Below are 23,746 nucleotides of genomic sequence, written 5' to 3' on the forward strand. Positions count from 1 at the left end.
CCTGGGCGGGCGCCGGGCCGGCGGAGCAGGGCAGGAAGTCCTGTCCCGGAGGCCCGTTGCACCCTCTCCCCGGGCGCTCACATCACCAGGTGCGCCGGCTCGCCGCTGACCTGCTCGAGGTCGCCGCCCGCGGTGTCGAGCAGGCGGCGGGCCAGGTCGGACAGCGCCCGTGCCCCCGCGATCTCGTCCCCGATCTCGGGGACGTCCGGGTCCGCCGGGTGGAGGCGGGCGAACCCGACGCCGACGAGCGCATCGGTGTCCTGGGTCTGCAGGTGGGCCACGGCGCGCGTCCGCCCGTCGTGCTCCCCGATGTCGATCCGGACCGTCCACTGCTTGGCCTCGTGCACGTCAGCCTCCTCGGGAGATCGGAGCGCTCCCGACCCTGCTCCCGCACCCGCGGGCGCGGCACGGCCGGAAGGCCGGACGCCGAGGGACTTCCGGCTCCTGCCCGGGCCTCCCCGCGGGCCGACGGTGGTGCCGTGACCGCACAGTCGCGGGACCTCCGCCCGGTGCCCCCGCTCCCGCGGGCACCGGTGCCCCCCGGAGTCCCCAGGGCCGACGGCGCCGGCGGTCGCCGGCGGGTCCGGGTGCTCCTGTCGGACGGGGTGCCCGCGCTGGTCCGGCCCCTGGGCCCGGAGGACTCCGGCCACCTCGAGCCAGGCCTCGCGGCCGGGAGCGGTGCCGTGTCCCCGGGTGCTGTGTCCCCGGGCGCTGTGTCCCCGGGTGCCGTGTCCCCGGGTGCCGTGTCCCCGGGCACTGTGTCCCTGGGGGCCGTGGTGCGCGGGCGGGTGGTGGGCACCGTGCGGATGGTCCCGGTCGGCGGGGACGTCGCCGAGGTCGGCGTGGCGGTGGCGCACGGGTGGCGGGACCACGGCGTGGCCACGGCGTTGCTGGAGGAGCTGGCCGCGGTGTGCCTGCGGGTCGGCATCCGCACGCTGGTGGCCGACGTCCCGGCGGAGGACGGCCGGACGGTGCGCGTCCTCAGCGACCTGGGGCTGCCGCTCGGGGTGACCCGCGAGGGCCCGTCGCTGCGCATCGAGGTGGCGCTGCACCGCGACGCGCGGTACGCCGCCGCCACCGAGGACCGCCACCGCCGGGCCGCGGCCGCCTCGCTCCGGCCGGTGCTCCGCCCGAGGAGCGTCGCGGTGGTGGGCGCCGGCTCCGGGGAGCACTCCGTCGGGCGGGCGGTGCTGCGCAGGCTGAAGGACGCCGGCTTCCCGGGCACCGTGCTGGCGGTCAACCCGCACGCCGCCGCCGTCGAGGGGGTGCCGTGCCGGCCGCGGGTCGCGGACCTGCCCTTCGGCACCGACCTCGCCGTCGTCGCCGTACCGGCCCGGGCGGTCGCCGAGGTCGTGCGGGAGTGCGGGGAGCGCGGGGTCCGGGGGATCGTCCTCCTCTCCTCGGGGCTGGTCGGCGTCCCGGAACTCGCCGACCGGGTGGCCCGGCTGGTCGACGAGCACGGGATGCGGCTGGTCGGCCCGAACACCGTGGGCGTCGTCGGCCCGGGCGGCGCCGGGCGGCTCGACACGACCTTCGCGGCGGGGACCGCCGAGCCCGGGGACGTCGGCCTGGTGGCGCAGTCCGGTGGCATCGCGATCGCCGCGACCACCGCCTGGCAGCGGCTCGGCCTGGGGATCTCGGCGATGGTCGCGATCGGGGACGCCCTCGACGTCGGCGTCCGCGACGTTCTGGCGTGGTTCGACGAGGACCCCGGCACCTCGCTGGTCGCCGTCTACGCCGAGTCCGAGCCGGACCTGCGCGGGCTGGTCCCGACCGCGACCCACCTGGCGGCCCGGGTGCCGGTCGTCGCCCTGACCTCGGGCACCTCGCCGGCGGGGCGGCGCGCCGCCACCTCGCACACGGCGGGGTCCGCGACGCCGGAGGTCGTCCGGGAGGCGGCCTACGCCGCGGCCGGCATCGCGTCGGTCGGCGATCCGGGCGACCTGGCGACGGTGGCGGCGCTGCTGCGCGGGCAGCCGCTCCCGGGCACGCGGGCGGTCGCCGTCCTCACCAACGTCGGCGGCGGGGGCGTGCTGGCCGCCGACGCCTGCGTCGCCGCCGGCTTGCGGGTCGACCCGCTGCCCGGAGCCGTGCAGGAGGGCCTGCGGGCGCTGCTGTCCCCGCTGGCGACGACGGGGAACCCCGTGGACACCGGTGCCGCGGTGGACGCGCCGGTCTTCGCCGGCGCGCTGCGGCTCCTCCTGGACAGCCCCGCCGTCGGCGCCGTCGTCACGGTGACCGCGCCGACGGCGGTGAGCGACCCGGCACCCGGCGTCGTCGCCGCGGCTGCGGCGGCCGCGGCCGCCGGCCGGGCCACCCCCGTGGTCGACGTCCGGCTCACCCGGGCCACCACCGTCGAGCGCCTGGAGCTGCCGGGCGCCCCGGAGGGCCGGTTCCTCGTGTCGGTCACCAGCCCGGCCGCGGCGGCGCGCGCCCTCGCCGTCGCCGCGCGACGCCGGGAGTGGCTGGCCCGGCCGGCGGCTCCCGCGCACGCGCCGGCCTCCGTCGACGTGCGGGCCGCCCGGGAGGTGCTCGCCGCGGTCCTGTCGCGCGCACCCGCGGGCGACTGGCTCCTGCCCCCCGAGGTGTCCGCGCTCTGCCGGGCCGCGGGTCTGCGGGCGGTGCCGTCCTCCTGGGTGCGCAGCGCCGACGAGGCGCGGGCCGCCGCGCGCACCCACCGGGGCCCGGTCGTGGTGAAGGGCCACGTCGCGGGTGTCGTGCACAAGGGGGACGCCGGCTACCTGCGCCTGCCGGTGGAGGGGCCCGCCGAGGCCGCCGCGGTGATCTCGGGGTTCCGGGCGCGGGCGGGGGAGGCCTGGCTGGGCGCCGTCGTGCAGCCGCTGGTGCCGCCGGGCGACGAACTGCTGGTCGGTGCGGTCCGGGACCCGTCCGCGGGGCCGGTGGTGGTGCTGGGTCCCGGTGGCCGGGCCACCGATGCGCTCGGGCACCGCGTCCACCGGCTCGCGCCCGTGGGCGACGCCGACGCCGAGGGGATGCTCGACGGCACGGGTCTGTTCGCCACGGCGCACGGCCGGGCGCTGGACCGGGCCGGCGTCACCGACTGCGTGCGCCGGGTCGGCTGGGTCGCCGACGTCCTGCCGGAGGTGGTCGAGATCGAGGTCAACCCGCTGGTGGTGACGGCGCGGCGGGCCACCGCCCTGGACGTCCGGGTCCGGGTCGGGCCGGCGGGCTGACCGGGCCCGCCGGCCCGGCGGGGACCCGACCGGGTCCCGGTCAGGTCCAGGGGGCGTCCAGGGCGTCGATGGTCTCGTCCACCGGCAGCCGGGCGCTGGCGGGCACCGGCTCGGCGGCGAGCGGTGCCCAGCCGAGCCGCACCAGCAGCTGCGGTTCGCCGTCGTCGCCCAGGCAGGTCGAGCGCAGCTCGGCCCGCGTGGCGGGCACCTCCAGCGGCTGGCTGACGGGGTCGGTGGCCAGCCCGGCGCGGGTGGCCGTCAGCAGGACCGCGCTGAGGGCCTCCCCGGCGCACAGCTGGTCGACCGGGTCGTCGGCGGCGGTGGCCAGCAGGGCCAGCACGGTGCCGTCGGACTCCCCCCGGCCCAGGGCGTTCTGCGCCTGCTCCCCGGCCGAGAAGTGCCGCACGGGCACGGCGCCCGCCGGGTCGGTGGGGACGTTGGCGGCCGGGACGCCGTCCGTGGCCGACCGGCTCCGCCCGGTCCAGGCGGCGGTCTCCCGCGACAGGTCCGGGGTGAGCGCCTGCTCGACGGCCGCCTCCCGCACCAGCCGGGCCACGGTCAGCCGGCGGCGCTCGTCGTCCAGCACCACGAGCCGCGCGCCCTCGGCCGCGGCGGCGGCGGCCAGGTCGGCCAGGAACCCCGGCGGCACGGGCCAGGTGGAGAACACCCGCCGGTCGCTGCGCCGCGTCTCGACGGCCCGGGCCAGGGCGAGGTCGTCGGCCGTCGGCCGGGCCGGCACGGTCTCCACCGCGGCGAGGTGGCCGGGGGAGCGCCGGTCGGGCAGCCGGTGCACGCGCGCGCCCAGCCCGGCGGCCATCAGCGCCACCCGCAGGTGGTGCAGCGCGGCGCCGCAGCTCAGCCGCAGGTCCCGTCCCTCCGGGTCGGTGGCCGGCAGCGCTCGGGACGGGTCGGCGAACAGGTGGAGGGACGACGGGCCGATGCGCCACCGCCACGGCTGCGAGTTGTGCACCGACGGGGCCCGGTTGGCCAGGGCGATCACCGTGCGGGCGGTGCTGCGGTCGAGGGAGGCGGTGAGCACGGCAGCTCCTCGGAGCGGTGGGGCGGGTGGGTCCCGGGCGTGGTCAGCGGCCGCGGGCGCGGGGAGCGGCCGAGGTCCCCCGGGCGGCGGGCCGCTCGTCCCCGGCGGGGGAGGCGACGCGGCGGGCGGTGGGCAGGGCCGCGGCGATCCCGTCGGCCCAGCGGTCGACGGCCGCCCAGTCCCGGTGGTCGCCGGGGCGCCCGCCCAGGGCCAGCCAGAACAGCCGGCCCCACAGCGGCATCCCCCGGAGCACGACGACGCCGCCGAAGAGGCGGTGGTCGCGCGGGGCGAGGCCGCTGGGGAAGCCCCGCTCCACCTGCTGCAGCTCGCGGTCGGTGACCAGGCGGCGCACCGGGTCGCGCGGGGCCACGCCGGCCACGCTGAAGCACCACAGCGGGCGGTCCCCGAGCGTGGCCCGGGCCCGCCGGAGGAGGTGCGTGGCGGCCGGCAACCACGCCATGCCGTGCACCGCGCTGCCCACCACGACCGCGTCGAAGGAGCTCACGTCGAGCTCCGGGTCGGCCGGGCGGACGACGACCTCGGCGACGTCCCGCAGCCGGTCGGCGATGCGTTCGGCGATCCCGCGCGTCGAGCCGGCCGCCGTGGCGTACGCGACGAGCACCCTGGTCCGCTCCATGACCGCACGCTGCCGGGCCGGTGCCGGGACCGGGAGGGGCCGGAGGTCGCGAGGGACCGGGCACTCCGTCACGCAGGACCTTGGACCCTGAGCACCGGCCGTCACCGACGCCCTAGCCTGGGCGCGTGTCTGAGAGCGACGGCGGTCGGGCGGGCGGCGCGGGGCAGGAGCAGATCCGGGTGTTCCTCCTCGACGACCACGAGGTGGTCCGGCGCGGGGTGGCCGACGTCCTGGAGAGCGACCCGGGCATCACGGTCGTCGGCGAGGCGAAGAACGCCGCCGAGGCCCTGGCCCGGGTCCCGGCCCTGCGGCCGGACGTCGCCGTCCTGGACGTGCGGCTGCCGGACGGGGACGGGGTGTCGGTGTGCCGCGAGCTGCGCTCGAAGATGCCCGACCTCAAGGTGATCATGCTGACCAGCTACAGCGACGACGAGGCGCTGTTCGAGGCGATCATGGCCGGCGCCTCGGGCTACCTGCTCAAGCAGATCCTGGGCTCGGACCTGGTCAGCGGGGTCCGCGCGGTGGCCGCCGGCGGCTCGCTGCTCGACCCCACGGCCACCACCGCCGTCCTGGAGCGGCTGCGCCGCGCCTCGGAGCCGGCCGGTCCGCTGGCCAAGCTCAGCGAGCAGGAGCGGACCGTGCTGGAGCTGATCGGCGAGGGCCTGACCAACCGGCAGATCGGCGAGCGCATGTTCCTCGCCGAGAAGACCGTCAAGAACTACGTCTCCCACCTGCTGGCCAAGCTCGGGCTCGAGCGGCGCACCCAGGCCGCGGTGCTGGCCACCGAGCTGCGCAACGCCCCGCGCACCCCCCGGTAGCGCCCGCCGAGGGGCCCTCGCTCAGCGCAGCGGCGCCCACCAGCGCAGCCGCGTCCCGGACTCCGGCAGCGCCTCGACCGTGCACCCGCCGCCCCGGCGCACGGCGCGGTCGGTCAGGTTGCGCAGGCCGCTGCGGGCGGCCCGCGCGTCGATGCCGCGGCCGTCGTCGGTCACCTCGAGCACCACCTCGTCGGCCACGTCGAGGGTGACGGTGACGTGCCGGCCCCCCGAGTGCCGGGCGGCGTTGCTCACCGCCTCCCGCGCCACCGCCTCCAGGTCGGCGACCAGGTCGCCGGTGACCAGGCTGTCGACCGCGCCGGACATCCGCACCGTCGGCCGCAGGACCTCACCGGCGGTCTCGGTGACGACGTCGAGCACCCGCCGCCGCGGGCTGGTGCCCGGATCGGCGCCATCGGCACCGTGCAGGTCGAAGATCGTGGTCCGGATGTCGCGGACCGTCTCGTCGAGCTGGTCGACCACCTGGCGGATCCGCCGCTGGGCGTCCGGGTCGGGCACCCGCGGGAGCACCGCCTGCAGGCTCAGGCCGGCGGCGAAGACCCGCTGGATGACCAGGTCGTGCAGGTCGCGGGCGATGCGGTCGCGGTCCTCGTAGACGTCGAGCTGGCGGGCCAGGCGCCGGCGGGCGGCCATGTCCAGCGCCGCGGCGATCTGGTCGCCGAAGGTGGACAGCTGCGCCCCGAGGGTGGCGGGGAACGGGGCGGCCCCGGCCCGTCGGGCGGCGATGACGACGGCGTCCTCCGCGTGGCTGGCGCGCAGCCGCACGCCGGTGCACGGACCCCAGGAGAGGTGGGCGTCGGGGCCCTCGTGGTCCAGCCCGCTGCCGTCCACGGCCACCACGGTGTCGGCCGCGGTGACCGCGTCGAGCACCGGGTTGGCGGCCGGGTGCAGGTGGACGCCGACCGACGGCTCGAGCCCGTCCCCGGCCTGGGCGCGGATGGTGTAGGTGCCGTCGTCCGGCGCCGGCCCCACGAGGACCCAGGCGCCGTCGGCGCGGGTCAGGTCGGCCACCCGGGCGGCGACGAGGGCCAGCGCCTCCTCCTCGCGGGCCTCGGAGAGCAGGCACGCCCGGACGTCGGAGACCGCGGTCATCCAGCGGCGCCGGGCCTCGCCCTCCTCGTAGAGGCGGGCGTTGTCGATCGCGATGCCGGCCGCGCCGGCGAGGGCGGTGAGCACGGCCTCGTCCTCGGCGGTGAACTCGCCGTGCCGCTTCTCGGTGATGTAGAGGTTGCCGAAGACCTCGCCGCGGACGAGGACGGGGACCCCGAGGAAGGAGTGCATCTCGGGGTGGTGCGGGGGGAAGCCGACCGAGGACGGGTGCTGGGCGAGGTCGGGGATGCGCAGCGGGTACGGCTCGGTGATCAGCTGCCCGAGGACGCCCTTGCCCTCGGGGAGGGAGCCCATGCGGGCGGCGCGCTCGTCGTCGATGCCGACGTGGATGAAGGCGGCCAGGCCGCCGCCGGGGGAGAGGACGCCGAGCGCGCCGTAGCGGGCGTCCACGAGGTCGACGGCCGCCTCGACGATGCGCCGCAGGGTGCTCTCCAGGTCCAGCCCGGTGGAGACGCTGAGGAAGGCGTCGAGCAGGTGCTGGACGCGGGCCTGGCTGCGGGCGACGGTCGCCAGCCGCTCCTGGACCTCCTCGAGCAGCTCGGTCAGGCGCATCCCGGCCAGGGGTGACCCGGCGGCCCGCTGGGGATCCGGGGGGCTCGTCATCGTCGGACCACCTCCTCGGCCCCCGAGCCTGGCACGGTCCCCGGACCGGGAGGAAGGGGTGCGCCCGGCGTCACCGGGCGTGACCGGCCCGCCGGAGCCGCCCCCCGTCGGGGGAGGGCTGGACGACGGCGACCGCCGGGTCGGGGACGGCGCGCCAGCCGCTGACCATGCCCAGCTCGACGCAGATGTAGCGGCGGTCCGGCCGGAGGGCGCCCGGCCAGGGCAGGTCGTCGAGGGCCGCCACGTCCGCCGGCTCGGTCACCGACCGGGCCGGGCCCACCACCGTGACCGTCCAGCCGGTGCGGGTCTCCTCGTCGAAGGTGTCGGCCTGGAACGCGACCACCGCACCCCGGGTGCCGGGGACCATCCGGCTGCCGGCGCGGGCGGGGATGACCACCCGGTCGCCGTGCAGCCGGAAGGTGACCGGCTGGATCGCCGGCAGCGCGTCGCAGGTGAAGCCGAGGCGGCCGATGCGGACGCCGGCCAGCAGGTCCCGGCACTCGGCCTCGTCGAGCAGCTCGACCAGGCGGTCGGGATCGGTCGTGGGCACCTGTTCTCCTCGCACCGCGGCCCGGCCGCGGAGGGCATGAGCACGGCACCGCTGCCTCTTCAACGGTGCCGCGGTTCCACCATCGGCCGGGACGGCCGGGGGCGGCAGGGGCCTAACGTCCCGGCCGGCCCGGCGTCGGTCCCGTCAGCCGCGCGGGTCCGGTGCGCCGACCGCGGCCGGCCGGCCGGCGAGCTCGCCGGCGACCTGCTCCGCCCAGGCCCGCACGGCCGCCCAGTCGCGGGCGTCCCCGACGGGGGCGCGCATGGCGGTGACCATCGCCCGCTCCCCGACCGAGAGCAGCGCCGGGTCCAGCCGGCCGGGGAGGACCCGGTGGCCGCGGGCCCGCACCAGCGCGGCGACGGGGACGGCGTCGTGCGGCTCGTCGGGCGGGTGCGGCGGGGGTCCGATGGGTCCGCTGGAGAACAGCCAGACCGGCCGGTCCCGCAGCGCCCCCGCCTGCTCGGAGACGTACTCCCGGGCCACCTCGAGCCACCGGCCGGCGTAGACGGCGCTGCCGAGGAGGACGGCGTCGTAGGGCGCCGGGTCGGGCCGGGACTCCAGCGTGGCCGGCACGGCGGTGAGCCCGGCGGCCCGCCCGGCGGGTGAACCCGCGAGGTCCCGGGCCAGGGCGCGGGCGATCTCGTGGGTCGCGCCGTGCCGGCTCGCCGCGGTGACCAGCACCCGGGGGCCGTGCGCCGCGCTCACCGCGACCCGCCCTGCGCCGCCGGGGCCAGGGGCACCACGACCACCGGGCAACCGGCCCGGTGCAGGACGCCGTAGGTGGTCGACCCCAGCCGGGCCAGCCGGTGGCGCCGGTGCCCGACGACCAGCAGCCGGGCGCCCAGCGCGGCGGCGACCAGCGCCCGCGCGGTGCGGTCGCGGACCACGATCTCGCGGACGGGGACGGCGGGGTCCTTGTCGTGCCAGCCGGCGAGCGCCTCGGCGAGCAGCCGTTCCTCGGCGTCGAGCACCCCGGCCCAGTCGGCGAGAGGGCCCAGGGACTGGAAGGCGGTGTCCAGGACGGCGTCCTGCCAGGCGTGCACGGCGACGAGATCGGTGCCGCGGGTCGCCGCCTCGGTGAAGGCGACGGCGAGCACCTCCTCGTCGCCGGGGCGCCCCTCGACGCCGACGACCACCGACCGGCGGTCCCGGGCGCGCACGGCGGTCTCGTCGGGGAGGACGACCACCGGGCACGGCGCGTCGAGGACCACCCCGCCGGCGGTGGACCCGAGCAGCAACCCGGACAGCCCGCCGCTGCCGCGGCTCCCGACCACCACCAGCTGGGCGCCGGCGCCCTCTGCGCGCAGCACCTCCACCGGGTGCCCGTCGCGGACCTCCCAGCCCACCCGGCCGGGGCCGAGCGCGGCCTCCGCCCCGGCGGCGGTCTCGGCGAGGAGGTCCTCCGCGGTGCGCCGGGCCGCACCGGCCAGGCGCCCCGCCGCCGTGGTGAGGTCCGCGGCCGGCCAGCTCAGGGCGTGCACGAGACGCAGGGGTGCACCGCGCAGCCCGGCCTCCTCGATCGCGAAGGCGACCGCGCGGGCCGCCTCGGGCGAGGCGTCGACACCGGCCACGACCGGCCGCTGGGGGACGCTCACGTCGGACCTCCTCAGGCCTGGCTCGGGACGGCGGTCGCCGGGGGCAGGACGCGCACGCCCACGACGCCGCTCACCGTGCGAGCGAGGGCCCGCAGGGCGTCCTCCTCGGTCTCCGCCGAGGTCTCCGGGACGCCGCGGGTCCGCTGGACCGTGGCGATGCCCTCGCTGACCTCCACGTGCCACGCGTCGGGCTCCCCGGTGTAGGCCTCGACGAGCCGCAGCAGGTCGCCGCGCAGCTGTGCGTCGTCGCGGACCAGGGTGCGCAGCAGGTCCCGGCGGCTGACGATGCCGACCAGGCGGCCGCCGTCGACCACGGGGGCGCTGCGCAGCTGCTCGTCGACGAAGAGGCGCGCCACGTCGGCGACGTCCGCCGTCGCCTCCACCGCGCGCACGCCGCGCGTCATGACGCCGTGGACCAGCACCGGCGGCGGGGGTGCCCCGGTGTCGTCCTGCCGCCGCAGGTGCAGCCGCGGGTCCTGCGGGAGGCGGTCGCGCAGGACGTCGGCCTCGGCGACGATGCCGACCAGCCGCTCCTCGTCGTCGACCACCGGCAGGGCGGCGAAGCCCCGGTCGGCGAGCACCTCGGCCGCGTACTTCGCCGAGGTCTCCGGCCCGACGGTGAGGACCTCGCGGGTCATGACGTCTCGAGCCTGCACGGGGCTCCTCCTCCGGGGTGGGTTGTCCTCGCCGCCGACGCTAGGCGCGGGCGGGTCGGCCGGCCCAGGGTCTCCGGGTGCCCGCGGCCGGGACCTCCGTCCCTGCCACCGGGAGCCGCCGGCGGCGGATCGTCGGGGCCTCCCGCCGGGGTGCCGACCCGGCGCGCCCCGAGGAGGCCCCGTGACCGATGCCGGCGCACCCCCCCGACCGGACGGCGCCCGCCCCCGCGTGGTGGTGGGCGTGGACGGCAGCCCGCCCGCCCGCGCCGCGCTGGTGACCGCGCTGGCGGAGGCCGCCGACCGCGGCGCGGCGCTGGAGGTCGTCGCCTGCTACGCCGGGGAGCTGTACCGGATGACCAGCACGGTGGCCACGGCCCCCGACCTCGCCGGCCTGCGCGAGGACACCGGGGCCCGGGCCCGCGAGCTCGTCGCCGACGCGCGCGGCGACGCGGCGCTGGAGGCGGTCCCGGGGGCCGGGGACGTCCTGGTGGACGTCGTCGCCTCCCCGGAGCCGGCCGCCGACGAGCTGGTGGCCCGGTCGGCCGGCGCCGACCTGCTGGTCGTCGGCAACCGGGGCCGCGGCGCCGTGCGCAGCGCCCTGCTGGGCTCGGTGGCGCTGCACTGCGTCACCGCGGCCCGCTGCCCCGTGCTCGTCGTGCACGGCACCCCCGTGCAGCGGACCGCACCCGGCCCCGTCGTGGTGGGCGTGGACGGCTCCCCGGCCTCGCGGGCGGCGCTGGCCGCCGCGGTGGACCAGGCGGCCCGGATCGGTGCCGCCGTCGAGGTGCTCGCCACCTTCTCCCTCGACGACGCCTGGAGCGACCTCTGGACCGTCGTCCTCCCTCCGGTCGACCAGGTGTACGGGCAGGTGCTCCGGCGCACGCGGGCCGTGGTCGACGAGGTCCTCTCCGGGCGCACCGACGTCCCGGACGTCCGCGTGCTGGCCGAGGAAGGACCGGCCGGCGAGCTGCTCGTGCGCCGGGCGCGGGAGGCGTCCGTCCTGGTCGTCGGCGGTCGCGGGCACAGCACCCTGCGCGGCCTGCTCGTGGGCTCGGTGGCGCTGCACTGCGCCCTCGCCGCACCCTGCCCGGTCCTCGTGGTGCACCCGCCGGACCGGGCGGCGGCGGCCCCGGACCGCGCGGGGGCGCTCGCGGCGGCGCGCTGAGCCGGCCTCACCCGGCGGCCGGCACCGGGCGGCCGCCGACGTCCGCCCGCCGGCCGGGGGACGGGACGTCGGCCGGGCCGCCGATCCGCAGCAGGGCCTGCGGGTGGGCGGCCCAGGACAGCGCCGAGCGCAGCCGGGTGCGGGTGAGGGGCACGTCGAGCACCCCCGGCAGCGGGGAGGCGGTCCAGCCGAGGTCGGCCAGCACCAGCCGGAGCCGCTCGAGGACCTCGCCGCAGCGCGCCCACGCCCGGCGGTCGTCCGTGGCGGTGGTGAGCATGAGCAGCACCCGGCCGGTGAGGTCGGCACCGGTCGGTCGCGTCACGAGCTCCCGGTGCTGCTCCCGCAGGACGGGCACCAGCCCGACGTCCCCGCCGGCGGCCAGGCCGGCCAGCCGGTCCAGGACGTCGTCCGGCACCGGCCGCCCCGGCAGCGGCGGCGCGGACCGCGCGCGGTCGAGCAGGGGGGCGCGGGTCGCCAGCTCCGGCTCCGCAGGGCCCGCGAGCGGCCGGACGGCGGCGACGAGGGCGGGGTCCTCCGCCCGGGGGAACCACCCGACCGCCGCCCCGCGGTCCGCGGCGGCCAGCGCGATCCGCAGGTCCAGCACGGCCGCGCCCGCGTCGATCACCGTCGCGCGGGGAGGTGGCACCGGTGCCCCCGGCCAGCCGTCGCCGGACCCGGCCCGGACCTCGAGGGCGCCGTCCCGGACCAGCACCGCCCAGGGCTGCCGACCCCGGGGAGACGGGGCCGGCCGGATCCGCCGGGCGATCTCCTCGAGCGGGGCCGGGCGGTCCGGTGGGCTGGGGTGCATGAGGGCTCCTCGGTGCGTGGTGCCCGGCCAGCGTTCCCCGGGCGGGTCGGCCGGGGCGCGAGCCGGGCGTCACCGGGCGCTGCGACCAACGTCCCGCCCCTCCGGGACCTCGTCCCGCACCGGCGGCACCGGCCCGGCGGCGACGATGCGGGGGACGACGGACCCGGGCGGCCGGGTCGACACCACCACAGCCGGGAGCCGACGTGGACGCCACCGCACCGACCGACCGGGGACGACGCATCGTCGTGGGGCTGGACGGCTCACCCGGTGCCGAGGCCGCGCTGGTCTGGGCGCTGCAGGCGGCGGCCCGCGCCTCCGCCCGGCTCGACGTGGTGACCGCCTTCCCGGTCGACGTCTTCTGGGCCGACGCCTACCTGCTCGACCAGCGGCGCATCGAGGTCATCCGGTCGGACACCGCGGCCCGGGCCCGCGACGTCGTGGCCCGCGTCCAGCACACCGACCCGGCCGTCCGCGAGGTGCCCGTCGAGCTCACCGTCGCGGCCGGCGCAGCCGCCCCGCACCTGGTCGCCCGGGCCGAGGGCGCCGAGCTGCTCGTCGTCGGCAGCCGGGGCCGGGGCGCGGTGCGCAGCGCGCTCCTTGGCTCGGTGGCGCTGCACTGCACCACCCACGCGCCGTGCCCGGTCGTGGTCGTGCACCCGTCGCGCGGCCCCGCCGAGCCCCGGGTGGTCGTCGGCGTGGACGACACCCCGGTCGCGCGGCACGCCCTGGCCCGCGCCGCGGTCGAGGCCGAGCGGCTGGGCGCGCGGCTGGAGCCGGTGGCCGTCCACCAGCCCCTCGACTTCTGGGGTGACCTGCCCCCGGCGAGCGCCCCCCTGGTGGCCGAGACCCAGGAGCAGGCCGCCCGGCACGCGCGCGCGGTGGTGACCGACGTCCTGGGCCCCGCGGCGACCGTGGAGGTGGTCGAGGGCGCCCCCGGCGACGTGCTGGTCGGCCGCGCCGAGGGCGCCGCCCTCCTCGTCGTCGGCAGCCGCAGCCGGCTCGGCCTGCCCGGGGTGCTGCTCGGCTCGGTGGCCCTGCACTGCGTGGTGCACGCCTCGGGACCGGTCATGGTCGTGCACCCGGCCGACCCCGAGGCGGCGCCGGTCAGCACCGTGGGCGCCGTCCCCGCCCGGGCCTGAGGAGCGCGGTGCGCGCCTGGGCCGTCGGGCGGCCGGGCCCGGTCGACACCGGCCCGCTGGTCCGCGTCGACCGGGACCTGCCCGATCCGGGGCCCGGGCAGCTCCGCGTGGACGTCGCCTGCTGCGGTGTCTGCCGCACCGACCTGCACCTGGCCGAGGGCGACCTCGCACCGCGCCGCCCGCTCGTGGTCCCGGGGCACGAGGTCGTCGGCCGGGTGGCCGCGCTCGGCCCGGGGGCGGGCCGGTTCGCCGTCGGGGACCGGGTGGGGGTGGCCTGGCTCGGCGGCACCGACGGCAGCTGCCGGTTCTGCCGGCGGGGCGACGAGAACCTGTGCACCGCCCCGGTCTTCACCGGGTGGGACGTCGACGGCGGCTACGCCGACGCCTGCCTGGTCGACGAGCGCTTCGCCCACCGGCTGCCCGACGGCGTCGACGACGAGCACGCCGCCCCGCTGCTGTGCGCCGGGCTCATCGGCTACCGGGCGCTGCGGCTGGCCGACGTCCCGCCCGGGGGCGCGCTGGGCGTGTACGGGTTCGGCGGCAGCGCGCACCTCACCGCCCAGGTCGCGCTCGCCCAGGGCCTCCGGGTGCACGTGCTCACCCGCGGCGAGCACAACCGGGCGCTGGCCCGGCGGCTCGGTGCCGACTCGGTCGGCGACGCCCGCGACGCCCCGCCCGAGCCGCTCGACGGCGCGGTCCTGTTCGCCCCGGCCGGGGACCTCGTCCCGGTCGCGCTGCGCGCGCTGGACCGGGGCGGCACCCTCGCCGTGGCCGGCATCTGGCTCTCCGACGTCCCGCCGCTGGTCTACGCCGACGAGCTGTTCCAGGAACGGCGGCTGCGCAGCGTCACGGCCAACACCCGCCGGGACGCCGAGCAGTTCCTCACCCTGGCCGCCCGGCTCGGCGTCCGGGCCACCACGGTGCCCTACCCGATGGACGAGGCACCGCGCGCGCTGGCCGACCTCGCGCACGGCCGCTTCGGCGGGGCCGCCGTCCTGCACGCCTGACCGGGGCGAGGCGCCGCCCCGGCGACCCCGGTCAGCGGGGCCGCCGGTGCGTCAGCGCCTTCGCCGCCCCGTCGGCGAGCAGGACCAGCGGCACGGCCGCCGCGGCGAGCAGCCGGCCCGGCAGCGGGGGCGGGGCCATGCCGAGCAGGTCGGCCACCGGCGGGACGAGCAGCAGGACGGCGAGGACGACGAGCTCGACGGCGACCGCCCCGACCAGCAGCCGGTTGCCCCGCCAGGGCACCCGCCAGGCCGGCCGGGACACCGGGCCGGTCCGGTCTCAGCGACGGGGGGAGGGGAGGGGCGCACGGCTCCCCGCCCCGGGACCCACGGCACCGCGGGGTCCGGCCGGCACGCCGAGCACCAGGTTCAGCGCGGCGCCGAGAGCGGCGCCGAGGGCCGCGCCGCCGACGACGTCGAGCGGGGCGTGGCCGCCGAGGTACACCCGGGCCACGGAGTTGAGCAGCGCCAGCGCCACCAGCAGCACCAGCCACCGGTGCCGCACGTAGGGGGCGAGCAGGACGACGATCCCGGCGGTGATCACCGCGTGCCCGGACGGGTAGGCGATGCCGGCCGAGGGGACGTCGCGCAGCACCGCGCCGGGGATGGTGCTCCCCGGCCGTTCCCGCTGCACCAGCCCCTTCACGACCTCGCCGTGGACCAGCAGCTTGAGCGGCACCAGCAGCACGAGCCCGGCGAGCAGCCGCCACCGGCGCAGCGCCAGGGCCCCGACGCCCACGAGCAGCGGCATGCCCAGGACACCCAGCAGCTGGAAGGCCCACAGCGGCCAGCGCACCGCCTCCGGCCAGCCGTTCACCCAGGCGAACACCGCCCGCTCGCGCGGGCCCACCTCGCCGGAGGCGACCAGCCACGAGCACAGCACCGCCACGGCGACCGCGACCAGCAGGGTCCACAGGTCCGCCGCCCGCCGGCGGGCCGGGGTCACCGGGGCACCCCGACGCCGCGCCGCCACAGCACGAACGTCACCGCGCCGACCGGGATGGGCAGGAACCAGGTGAGGAACCGGAACAGCAGCACCGTCCCGGCGGCGGCCGTGGCGCCCACCCCGGCCGCGGTCAGCCCGGCGACGTAGCTCAGCTCGGCCACGCCGAGCGCGCCCGGCGTGATGGGCACCAGCGTCACGAGCCGGGTGATCGAGAAGACCGCCAGCAGCTCCACCCAGGACAGCCCGGAACCGCCGCCCACCGTGCGCAGGCAGGTGAGCAGGACCAGGAACAGCGCGGTGTGGCTGGCGACCGCGGCGACGGTCAGGTGCGGCCAGCGGGCGCGCACCAGGTCCTCCGACCCGGCGCGGAACCGCTCGGCGCGCTCCGGCCAGCCCGTGGGCGCGCGGCGGCGCACCAGCGGCGCGGCCCGCCCGGCCAGCCGCTGGGCGGCGCCGGCGAGCAGACGGGTCGCCCGCTCGTGCGTCACCGCGAGGACCAGCCCGCCCACACCGGCCACCAGGACGGCGCTGCCGACCGCCGCGGCGATGTCCAGACCGCTGTCCACGTCGCCGACCAGGGCGACCCCGCCCAGCGCGAACGCCGGCATCCCGAGCTTCACCAGGTTGTTCCAGACGCCGGTCAGCGCCACCGCGCGGGTGATCGCAGCCGCCGAGAAGCCGAAGGAGTGGTACATCGCGGCGTTGGTGCCGACCCCGAAGGCGAAGCCCGCGGGCACCGTGTTGGAGACCGCCGTGGAGGCCTGGTCGCTCATCACCGCCCGTCCGAGGGTGAGGCCGGGCATCGCCGCCATCCACAGCGGTGCGTAGGAGAACAGGTTGACCAGCGCGATGCCGGCCACGGCGACGACCTCGGCGACGGTCATGGCGCGCACCAGGTCCCACGCCGCCGAGTAGTCGGCGATCCGCGGCAGGACGCCGGCGAAGACGGCCACCACGACGGCGACGGTGAGCAGCGTCCGGGCCCACGGCCCGGTGAGCACCCGCCGGAGCCGGCGGCCCCGCGCGGCCCGGGGCGGGGCCGCCGTCACGTGCCGAGCGGGTGCTCGGCGCGGGCGGTCAGCAGCGTGCCGGTGAGCGCCGGGCCCCAGAAGGTGACGACGCGGAAGACCAGGACCGCGGCGCAGGCCGCGGCCAGCGGGGCGCCCAGCGCGGTGAGCACCAGGAGCAGGGCGACGTCGGCGGCGCCCGGCACCCCGGTCTCGGGCACCAGCCACCACAGCATGTGCAGCGCGCCGTAGACCGAGGCGGTGACCAGCAGGGGCAGCGGGCCCCCCACCGCGTGCAGGGCCGCGACGAGGACGGCGGCCTCCAGGAGCACCCCCAGCACCGCCCAGCCCAGCTGCGCCCCGCGGCGCCACGCCGGGCCGCCGCCCCCGTCGGGGCTGCGGCGGGCCAGATCGCGGAGGGCGTCGCGGACGCGGTGCGGGGGCTCCTCGGCGGGGTCCCGCCGGCGGGCCAGCCACTGGCCGGTCAGCACCAGGACCCACGCGGCCAGCCCGACGGCCACGGCGGCGGCGAACGCGTCCGGCACCCGCCAGTCGGTCAGCACGCCCTCCACCAGCGCCATGACCGACGTCCCGACGGCCACGAGGACGGCGGCGACCACGGCGACGGCGACGAACCGGGCGACGGCGCGGGACGCGGCGTCCGGCAGCACCCCGGCCCGCTCCAGGTACCGGGCCGCCGAGCGCCGCCACCCCGGCCGGCCGTGCAGCAGCGAGGCCCCCTCCGCCGCCATCGAGGCGCCGAAGGTGCGGCCCAGCGCCAGCCGGCGCTCGACGGTCAGCAGGGCCGCCGTGGCGGTCGCCGCCCGGGCCAGGACGGCCAGCGCCAGGGCCGCCCCCACCCAGCGCCACCCGCCGCGCTCCACCGACTCCAGAAGGGGGGCGGCCCCGCCGAGCAGCGGGACGGCGACCAGGGCCAGCCCGGATCCCGCGGCGACGGCCAGCCGGGCCGCGACCCCGGGCCGGCCGAACTCGGGGCGGTCGGGGTCGGGCAGGTCGAGCCGCCGGCGCACCTCGCCGCGGAGCCGGTCCAGCCGGTCGCGGCGGCCACGCAGCTCCGCCCGGGTCGCCGCGGTCAGCGCCAGCGGGGCCAGCCGGGGCAGCGCCGCGGCCACCGCTTCCTGGCCGAGGGCCGCGATCGCCGCCCCGGCGACCACCGACGGGTCCAGGCGCACCGCCAGGGAGGCCATGAGCTCGGCGACGTCGCCGGCCAGGGCGTCGTCGTCGGCCCCGGTGAGCGCGTTGCCGAAGTCCACGAGCCACGCCCGGCCCTCGGCGTCGACCAGGACGCTGCCGGCCACGAGGTCGTGGTGGGCCACGCGCGCGGCCCGGAGCCGGGCCACCTGGGCCCAGACGCGGGCGAGCAGCTCCGGGGTCAGCTCCTCCGGGGGGAGCATGTCCAGCCCGCGGGCGGTCACCTGCTCCTGCACGACGACCGCCTCCCGCCCGGTGCCGCGCGCCAGCAGCACGCGCGGGGTGCGCACCCCCCGCTCGCGGGCGGTCATCGCGGCCACCGCCTCGTGCTCGGCCTGCTGCCCGAGCGGGGCGACGGCGTCGGCGTCCTTGACGTCCCGGGCGGCGAGCAGCCGCCACAGCCGGTGCAGCCAGTCCCGCTCGGCGCGGTCCGGCTCGAGGAACTTCACGTACAGCCGCTGCCCGTCGGCGTCCACCGCCTCGAAGGGGTGCGAGCTGCGGGCGACGACGGTGGCCGGGCGCAGGTCGCGGACCGGCAGGCCGAAGCGGTCGAGCAGCCGGAGCACGCGTTCCGGGTCGACCTGACGCCGTGGCACGCCGAACACCCAGTGGACCAGCGAGCCGATCGCCCAGCCGCCGGCCAGCCCGCCGACGACGTCCAGCGGCAGGTGCGCGCCGACGTAGATCCGCGCCAGGCCGACCGACCAGGCCAGCGCCCAGACCACCCGTCGGCCGCGGCGGGACAGGTACGGGACGGCGGCGGTGGCCAGGGCCGCGGCGACGGCGGAGTGGCCGGAGACGAAGCCGAGCCCGGCCACCGGGCCCTCGGGGAAGTTGATCTCCCCGACCAGCCCGACCGGTCGCTCCCGCTGCACGATGCTCTTGACCAGGTCTGCGGCGACGTAGGCGGCCAGGCCGGAGACCAGCAGGTCCCGGGCCAGGCGGAGGCGGTCGGGGAGCTCGAGGCGGCGGTAGGCCAGCGCGGCCGTCGCGACCACCGGGACGGCGACCACGTTGCCCAGCTGCATGACCACCCAGACCACCGGGAAGACGGTGGCCGGCAGCCCGTTGAGCAGCAGGAAGAGGTTGCGCTCGAAGACCGGGAGCTCACCGCGCCGGGCGATGAGGAAGCCGACGCCCAGGATCGCGAGCCCCAGCACCACGCGGACGAGGTCGACGGGGAGCCGCTGGACCGGCCGGGAGGCAGGCGACGGGGCGCGGCCGAGCCGCTGCTCCGGCCCGGGGGAGGTCACGACGTGCGCGGTCACGCCCCGAGTGGACACCTGCGCGCCGCCCTCCGCTCAGGGTCTTCCGGCCCGGGCGGGGGTGGCCGCCGTCCCGTCAGCCGACGACCGCGACCGGGCAGGGGGCGTAGTGGGCGACGGCGTGGCAGACGCTGCCCAGCGGAGCCGCCGCCGCACCCCGCCCGTGCCGCCCGACGGCGAGGAGCGCCGCCCCGGCCGCGCGGTCCAGCAGCGCGGCGGCGGGGTGGTCGACGACGGCGACCTGCCGCAGCGGCACGGCCGGGTGCTCGGGGTGGACGTCGGCCACGAGCGCGGCCAGGGCCGCGGCGGCCCGCTCCCGGACGGCCGCGCGGTCGAGGTCCACCCGGCCGGTGAGCGCCTCGGGCGGGAGGTCGGACCACGCGTGGACGGCGGTCACCTCCCAACCCCGCCGCGCGGCCGTCGCCAGGGCCGCCCGGAGCACCCGGGCGGATGCGGGGGACCCGTCGATCCCCGCGACGACCTGCTGGGCCACCCCGGCCCGGCGGACCGGCGTGTCCCGGACGACCACGACCGGTCCCGCCGTCCCGCGCAGCAGCTCGGCCGCGCTGGAGCCCAGCAGGACCGACGGGGCCGCGGTCTGCCCGCAGGCCCCCAGCACCAGGAGCTCCGCACCGGCGGCCAGCCGGGCGAGCACCTCGACCGCGTCCCCGGGAGCCACCTCGACCCGTGCCGCGAGGCCCGGCGCGTGCTGCCGGCAGCGCTCCGCCGCGAGCTCGATCCCGGCCGAGGCCGCGGCGCGGGCGCGCTCCGCGTCGAGGGCGGCCTCCGGGAGGCCGAGGCCGGCCAGCGCCCGCACCGGCCAGTGCAGCACGTGCACCAGGTGCAGCGGGCAGCCGCGGGCCACGGCCTCCTCCGCCGCCCAGTACGCGGCCTCGCGGGCCGCGACCGACCCGTCGAAGGCCACCACCACCGGCCGGGTCATCGCCGGCGACCCCACCGGAACCAGGCCAGCGGGCCGATCCAGTCCACCCCGATCACCACGGCCCACAGGCCGCGGCTGCCGTCGACCTCGGCCGGCCGGCGGCGTGCCAGGTCCGTCCAGGCGCCGACCGCGAGGGCGACCTGCACCGTGGCCAGGGCCACGAGAGCGGCGCGCTGCCGTCCCGACAGGTCGGTCCAGCGCCGTCGCGTCCGCCTGGTCATGTCGGTCCTCCCGTGGCCGGGGTGCGGTGGTCGGGGCGCGATGCGGTCAAGGCACGCGGCGCGGTCAGGGCACGCGGCGGGACCAGCCCGGCTCGACCGCCGCCCACTCGCGGGTCCACGTCCGGTCACGGTGCCGGTCCACCAGCCAGAGGACGACGGCGTGCACCACCACCAGCACGGCGACCGTCGCCACCCACCCCAGGGCGGTGAGCACCACGGCGCTGCGGGTGGTCTCCCAGGCGCTCATCGGCGGGCCGGACGGCTCCCCGTCCGCGGTCAGCCAGACGGTCAGGCGGTCGCCGGCGCGGACGGCGCCGGGTGCCGGGACGTCCCCCGCCGCCGGGCGGCCGTCCGGCGCGGTCCACTCCGCCGCGACCAGGAGCCGCCCGCCGTAGGCGGAGTCGACCCGCGCCGTGGCGTCCTGCGTGGCGACCGCCGTCACCGCGAGCCGGTCCCGCGCCTGCTCCTCGGCCACGGTGCGCATCTGTTCGTGGACGAGGGTGCCCGCGGTCAGCCCGACCGGGACGGAGAGGAGCACCAGCAGGGCCAGCAGCACCCACGACACCGCCTCCGCCCGGTCCGAGCCCCGCCGCAGCGGCCGGCGCCCCAGGCCGAGGCGCCGGCGGGCCCGGCGGGCGGGGCCTGGGGTCGGGGCGGTCACCGCCGTCTCCTCTCGCCGGTGCGGCGCCGGGTGCGCTGCCGCCAGCATCACCGTCGACGACGCCCGCCGGGAGGGGCCCAGGTCCCGGTGCCACCCCGCCGCAGGTCCCCGTCCGGAGCCGGCGGGCCGCTCGGCGCCCGGGGCGGAGGGCCCGGGGCGGGGAAGGCCGCCGAACACCGTGGACACGCCAGGGGCCGGTGCCCGGAGGCGTCGACACGGCCCGGACCGGCTGCCACGATGTCGCGTGCCCGAGCCGGCGGTACGGCCCGCGACGACGGCTCGACGACAGCTCGGCGGCGGCCCCTGTGCGACCCCGAGGGAGGCGGTCGGGATGGGCCCCCTGATCACCACCAAGCTGCACGCGCCGCACCGGCGCCGCGGCTTGGTACCCCGTGCCCGGCTGACCGAGCGGCTCGACCGGGGCGGGGAGGCGGCGCTGACGGTGGTCTCGGCGCCGGCCGGGTTCGGCAAGACCACGGCGCTCACCGAGTGGCTCACGGCCACCGCTCCTGAGGGCCGGTCGGTGGCCTGGTTGTCGCTCGACACGCGCGACAACGACCCGGCGCTGTTCTGGAGCTGCCTGGTCGCCGCGCTGCAGACGGTGGTGCCCGAGGTCGGCGCGGCCGCCCTCGCGGCCCTGCGGTCACCGCAGACGTCGACGGAGGCGGTCGTCGCGACCCTCGTCAACGAGCTGGCCGGCGTGCCGGGCGAGGTCGTGCTGGTGCTCGACGACTACCACGTCATCGACGCCCCGCAGGTGCACGAGGGGATGGTGTTCCTGCTCGACCACCTGCCGGGACAGGTGCACCTGGTGCTCGCCGGGCGCGCCGACCCACCGCTGCCGCTGGCTCGGCTGCGCGCCTGCGGGGAGCTGGTCGAGCTGCGCGCCGCCGACCTCCGGTTCACGCCGGAGGAGGCCGCGCGGTACCTCACCGACGCGATGGGGCTGACCGTGACCGCCGCGGACGTCGCGGCGCTGGACAGCCGCACCGAGGGCTGGATCGCGGCGCTGCAGCTGGCAGCCCTGTCGATGCAGGGCCGCCCGGACGTCGCCGGCTTCATCGCGGAGTTCGCCGGCGACGACCGCTACGTCCTCGACTACCTCGCCGAGGAGGTGCTGGCCCGCCAGCCGGAGCAGGTCCGCACCTTCCTGCTGCAGACCTCCGTCCTCGCCCGGCTGAGCGGCCCGCTGTGCGACGCGGTCACCGGCCGGGACGACGGCACGGACGTGCTGCGGGCCCTGGAACGGGCCAACCTCTTCCTGGTGCCGCTCGACGACCGGCGCCGCTGGTACCGCTACCACCACCTGTTCGGCGACGTGCTGCAGGTCCACCTGCTCGACGAGCAGCCCGACGCCGTCGCCGAGCTGCACCGGCGGGCCGGGATCTGGCACGCGGACCACGGTGACCGGGCCGAGGCGATCGGCCACGCCCTGGCCGGCGGTGACGTCGTCCGCGCCGCGGAGCTCGTCGAGCTGGGCCTGCCCGATCTGCAGCGGGACCGGCAGGAGGCCACGATGCGCCGCTGGCTGCAGGCGCTGCCGGACGAGGTGATCGGGAACCGGCCGGTGCTCGGTGTCGGGTACGCCGCGGCGCTCATGGCCGGCGGCGAGACCGAGGGCGTCGAGCTCCGGCTGCGCGGCGCCGAGCGGTGGCTGGCCTCCGGCGACGGGGACGACCAGGAGCCGGTCCCCTCCGGGCGGGGTGTCGTCGTGGACCGGGCGGCCTTCCGGCGGCTGCCCAGCGCGATCGCGCTGTACCGCGCCGGGCTGGCGCACCTCGCCGGGGACGTGCCCGCCACCGTGGCGCACGCCCGCCGGGCGCGCGAGCTCGCCGCCGCGGACGACCACGTCGCCCGCGGCGGGTCCGCCGGCCTGCTGGGCCTGGCGTACTGGACGACCGGGGACCTCGACCGCGGCTCCCGCTGGTACGCCGAGTGCGCGGCCGCCCTGGAGCGGGCGGGCCACTTCTCCGACGTCGCCGGCTGCGCTCTCGCCCTGGCCGACATGTGCCTCGCGCAGGGCCGGCTCGCGGAGGGGCTGAGCACCTACCAGCGGGCGCTGCGGGTGGTCACGCCCGGGACGGGGCCGCCGCTGCGGGGCGCGGCGGACATGCACGTCGGCATCGCCGGGGTGCTGGTCGAGCGCGGGGAGCTCGACGTCGCCCGCAGGCACCTCGCCTCCTGTGCCGAGCTGGGGGAGCGGGCCGGCCTGCCGCAGACCCCCTACCGCGACAGGGTCGTCAGGGCCCGCCTCGCCGAGATCGACGGGGACGCCGACGGCGCGCTCGTGCTGCTGGAGGACGCCGAGGCCCGCTACGCCGCCGACTACTTCCCCGAGGTCCGGCCGGTCGGTGCGCTGCGGGCACGCCTGCACGCCCGTACCGGCCGGTGGTCCGACGCGCTGACCTGGGCGCACCAGCGCGGGCTGTCGGTCGAGGACGACCTCTCGTACCTGCGGGAGTTCGACCACCTCGTCCTCGCCCGGGCGCTGGTGGCCCGGTACGCGGCCGACGGGGACGGGCCGTCGATGTCCGGGGCGCTGCGGCTGCTGCCGAGGCTGCTGCGGGCGGCGGAGGACGGCGGCCGGACCGGCACCGTCCTGGAGGTGCTGGTGGTGCAGGCCCTCGCCGCCTCCGCCCGCGGCGATGGGGCGGCCGCGCTCGTGGCCCTGCGGCGTGCGCTCGAGCTGGCCGAGCCGCGCGGCCACGTCCGCCTCTTCCTCGACGAGGGCCCGCTCCTGCTCCGGCCGCTGCGGACCGCCGCCGCGCACGGCTCCGCCGCCGGCCCTGCCGCCGACCACGCCCGCCGGCTGCTGGACGCCTCGGCCCCGCGGCCGGGCAGCGCACCGCTGCCGACCGGACCGGCGGGCGCCGGGCTGGTCGAGCCGCTCAGCGCCCGCGAGCTGGACGTGCTGCGGCTGCTCGGCACCGACCTCGACGGCCCGGGCATCGCCCGCCGGCTGTTCGTGTCGGTGAACACCGTCCGCACCCACACGAAGCACCTCTACGCCAAGCTCGGCGTGAACAACCGGCGCGCGGCGGTCCGCCGGGGCCAGGAGCTGGCCCTGCTCACCCGAGCCGACGACCGCCCCGCCCGCACGGCCGTCGTCCCGTAGCGCCTCGGCCGGAACCCGGCGCCGTGCGCGGCCTCCGCCC

The 23,746-nt window shown here is 78.9% G+C and carries 22 protein-coding genes; 6 read left to right on the plus strand and 16 right to left on the minus strand.

The window, feature by feature from the left end:
- Positions 1–77: 77 nt before the first annotated feature.
- Positions 78–347, minus strand: coding sequence for a DUF1876 domain-containing protein (locus tag ACI8AC_RS04775; RefSeq protein WP_456895706.1), 270 nt, complete (start codon positions 345–347; stop codon positions 78–80).
- Between the two features lie 411 nt (positions 348–758).
- On the opposite strand from ACI8AC_RS04775, the gene ACI8AC_RS04780 reads away from it, so the two are divergent.
- The gene (locus tag ACI8AC_RS04780) at positions 759–3,194 is read left to right on the plus strand and encodes a bifunctional acetate--CoA ligase family protein/GNAT family N-acetyltransferase (RefSeq protein WP_456895708.1); all 2,436 of its coding nucleotides are present in this window, start codon (positions 759–761) and stop codon (positions 3,192–3,194) included.
- A gap of 40 nt (positions 3,195–3,234) precedes the next feature.
- Here the strand turns inward: ACI8AC_RS04780 and ACI8AC_RS04785 are convergent, their stop codons facing one another.
- Together ACI8AC_RS04785 and ACI8AC_RS04790 are read right to left on the minus strand one after the other, a co-directional pair.
- On the minus strand, positions 3,235–4,233 hold the full coding sequence (locus ACI8AC_RS04785) for an Acg family FMN-binding oxidoreductase (RefSeq protein WP_456895710.1): 999 nt from the start codon (positions 4,231–4,233) through the stop codon (positions 3,235–3,237).
- A gap of 43 nt (positions 4,234–4,276) precedes the next feature.
- A complete protein-coding gene (locus ACI8AC_RS04790; protein ID WP_456895712.1) occupies positions 4,277–4,870 on the minus strand; it encodes a flavodoxin domain-containing protein in 594 nt (197 codons plus the stop codon).
- Positions 4,871–4,995: 125 nt separating this feature from the next.
- Here ACI8AC_RS04790 and ACI8AC_RS04795 point away from each other — a divergent pair, with 125 nt between their 5' ends.
- A complete protein-coding gene (locus tag ACI8AC_RS04795) occupies positions 4,996–5,688 on the plus strand; it encodes a response regulator (protein WP_456895714.1) in 693 nt (230 codons plus the stop codon).
- 21 nt (positions 5,689–5,709) lie between these two features.
- Here the strand turns inward: ACI8AC_RS04795 and ACI8AC_RS04800 are convergent, their stop codons facing one another.
- From ACI8AC_RS04800 to ACI8AC_RS04820, 5 genes are all read right to left on the minus strand, one after another.
- Positions 5,710–7,419 carry a GAF domain-containing protein gene (locus ACI8AC_RS04800; protein ID WP_456895716.1) on the minus strand — a complete coding sequence of 570 codons (1,710 nt, stop codon included), beginning with the start codon at positions 7,417–7,419 and terminating at the stop codon, positions 5,710–5,712.
- Positions 7,420–7,489: 70 nt separating this feature from the next.
- Positions 7,490–7,969, minus strand: coding sequence for a pyridoxamine 5'-phosphate oxidase family protein (locus ACI8AC_RS04805; RefSeq protein ID WP_456895717.1), 480 nt, complete (start codon positions 7,967–7,969; stop codon positions 7,490–7,492).
- A gap of 144 nt (positions 7,970–8,113) precedes the next feature.
- On the minus strand, positions 8,114–8,674 hold the full coding sequence (locus tag ACI8AC_RS04810) for a flavodoxin domain-containing protein (protein WP_456895719.1): 561 nt from the start codon (positions 8,672–8,674) through the stop codon (positions 8,114–8,116).
- The gene (locus ACI8AC_RS04815; protein ID WP_456895721.1) at positions 8,671–9,564 is read right to left on the minus strand and encodes a universal stress protein; all 894 of its coding nucleotides are present in this window, start codon (positions 9,562–9,564) and stop codon (positions 8,671–8,673) included. Before ACI8AC_RS04815 ends, ACI8AC_RS04810 begins: the two co-directional genes overlap by 4 nt.
- Before the next feature lie 11 nt (positions 9,565–9,575).
- Positions 9,576–10,220: a CBS domain-containing protein gene (locus tag ACI8AC_RS04820; protein WP_456895723.1), complete on the minus strand. Its 645-nt coding sequence runs from the start codon at positions 10,218–10,220 to the stop codon at positions 9,576–9,578.
- 181 nt (positions 10,221–10,401) lie between these two features.
- Here ACI8AC_RS04820 and ACI8AC_RS04825 point away from each other — a divergent pair, with 181 nt between their 5' ends.
- Positions 10,402–11,385 carry a universal stress protein gene (locus tag ACI8AC_RS04825; protein ID WP_456895724.1) on the plus strand — a complete coding sequence of 328 codons (984 nt, stop codon included), beginning with the start codon at positions 10,402–10,404 and terminating at the stop codon, positions 11,383–11,385.
- Between the two features lie 7 nt (positions 11,386–11,392).
- Here the strand turns inward: ACI8AC_RS04825 and ACI8AC_RS04830 are convergent, their stop codons facing one another.
- Positions 11,393–12,193, minus strand: a complete 801-nt coding sequence (locus ACI8AC_RS04830) for a hypothetical protein (RefSeq protein ID WP_456895726.1) — start codon at positions 12,191–12,193, stop codon at positions 11,393–11,395.
- A gap of 203 nt (positions 12,194–12,396) precedes the next feature.
- Between ACI8AC_RS04830 and ACI8AC_RS04835 the strand changes: the two genes are divergently transcribed.
- Both ACI8AC_RS04835 and ACI8AC_RS04840 read left to right on the plus strand, forming a co-directional pair.
- Positions 12,397–13,332, plus strand: coding sequence for a universal stress protein (locus ACI8AC_RS04835; protein ID WP_456895728.1), 936 nt, complete (start codon positions 12,397–12,399; stop codon positions 13,330–13,332).
- A gap of 8 nt (positions 13,333–13,340) precedes the next feature.
- Positions 13,341–14,339: a zinc-dependent alcohol dehydrogenase family protein gene (locus ACI8AC_RS04840; protein WP_456895729.1), complete on the plus strand. Its 999-nt coding sequence runs from the start codon at positions 13,341–13,343 to the stop codon at positions 14,337–14,339.
- Between the two features lie 31 nt (positions 14,340–14,370).
- On the opposite strand, the gene ACI8AC_RS04845 is transcribed toward ACI8AC_RS04840, so the two are convergent.
- The 7 genes from ACI8AC_RS04845 to ACI8AC_RS04875 form a co-directional block, all read right to left on the minus strand.
- Positions 14,371–14,601 (minus strand): cation transporting ATPase C-terminal domain-containing protein, encoded by a 231-nt coding sequence (locus tag ACI8AC_RS04845; RefSeq protein ID WP_456895731.1) that lies wholly within the window; start codon positions 14,599–14,601, stop codon positions 14,371–14,373.
- A 15-nt stretch (positions 14,602–14,616) separates the two neighbouring features.
- Complete coding sequence (locus tag ACI8AC_RS04850) at positions 14,617–15,282, minus strand: phosphatase PAP2 family protein (protein WP_456895733.1); 666 nt, start codon at positions 15,280–15,282, stop codon at positions 14,617–14,619.
- A complete protein-coding gene (locus ACI8AC_RS04855) occupies positions 15,279–16,331 on the minus strand; it encodes a lysylphosphatidylglycerol synthase transmembrane domain-containing protein (RefSeq protein WP_456895735.1) in 1,053 nt (350 codons plus the stop codon). Before ACI8AC_RS04855 ends, ACI8AC_RS04850 begins: the two co-directional genes overlap by 4 nt.
- Complete coding sequence (locus ACI8AC_RS04860) at positions 16,328–18,769, minus strand: phosphatase PAP2 family protein (RefSeq protein ID WP_456895737.1); 2,442 nt, start codon at positions 18,767–18,769, stop codon at positions 16,328–16,330. Before ACI8AC_RS04860 ends, ACI8AC_RS04855 begins: the two co-directional genes overlap by 4 nt.
- Positions 18,770–18,842: 73 nt before the next feature.
- Complete coding sequence (locus ACI8AC_RS04865) at positions 18,843–19,709, minus strand: universal stress protein (RefSeq protein ID WP_456895739.1); 867 nt, start codon at positions 19,707–19,709, stop codon at positions 18,843–18,845.
- Complete coding sequence (locus ACI8AC_RS04870; RefSeq protein ID WP_456895741.1) at positions 19,706–19,930, minus strand: hypothetical protein; 225 nt, start codon at positions 19,928–19,930, stop codon at positions 19,706–19,708. Before ACI8AC_RS04870 ends, ACI8AC_RS04865 begins: the two co-directional genes overlap by 4 nt.
- A 64-nt stretch (positions 19,931–19,994) precedes the next feature.
- A complete protein-coding gene (locus tag ACI8AC_RS04875) occupies positions 19,995–20,591 on the minus strand; it encodes an Rv1733c family protein (RefSeq protein ID WP_456895743.1) in 597 nt (198 codons plus the stop codon).
- A gap of 331 nt (positions 20,592–20,922) precedes the next feature.
- Between ACI8AC_RS04875 and ACI8AC_RS04880 the strand changes: the two genes are divergently transcribed.
- On the plus strand, positions 20,923–23,706 hold the full coding sequence (locus ACI8AC_RS04880) for a LuxR C-terminal-related transcriptional regulator (RefSeq protein ID WP_456895744.1): 2,784 nt from the start codon (positions 20,923–20,925) through the stop codon (positions 23,704–23,706).
- Positions 23,707–23,746 lie beyond the last annotated feature (40 nt).

Source organism: Geodermatophilus sp. SYSU D00758, assembly GCF_054049955.1.

Bases quoted from the DNA above. Each gene is read 5' to 3' on its own strand.
- ACI8AC_RS04790 (WP_456895712.1), bottom strand. From the start codon at position 4,870: ATGGAGCGGACCAGGGTGCTCGTCGCGTACGCCACGGCGGCCGGCTCG.
- ACI8AC_RS04800 (WP_456895716.1), bottom strand. From the start codon at position 7,419: ATGACGAGCCCCCCGGATCCCCAGCGGGCCGCCGGGTCACCCCTGGCC.
- ACI8AC_RS04830 (WP_456895726.1), bottom strand. From the start codon at position 12,193: ATGCACCCCAGCCCACCGGACCGCCCGGCCCCGCTCGAGGAGATCGCC.
- ACI8AC_RS04865 (WP_456895739.1), bottom strand. From the start codon at position 19,709: ATGACCCGGCCGGTGGTGGTGGCCTTCGACGGGTCGGTCGCGGCCCGC.
- ACI8AC_RS04870 (WP_456895741.1), bottom strand. From the start codon at position 19,930: ATGACCAGGCGGACGCGACGGCGCTGGACCGACCTGTCGGGACGGCAG.
- ACI8AC_RS04880 (WP_456895744.1), top strand. From the start codon at position 20,923: ATGGGCCCCCTGATCACCACCAAGCTGCACGCGCCGCACCGGCGCCGC.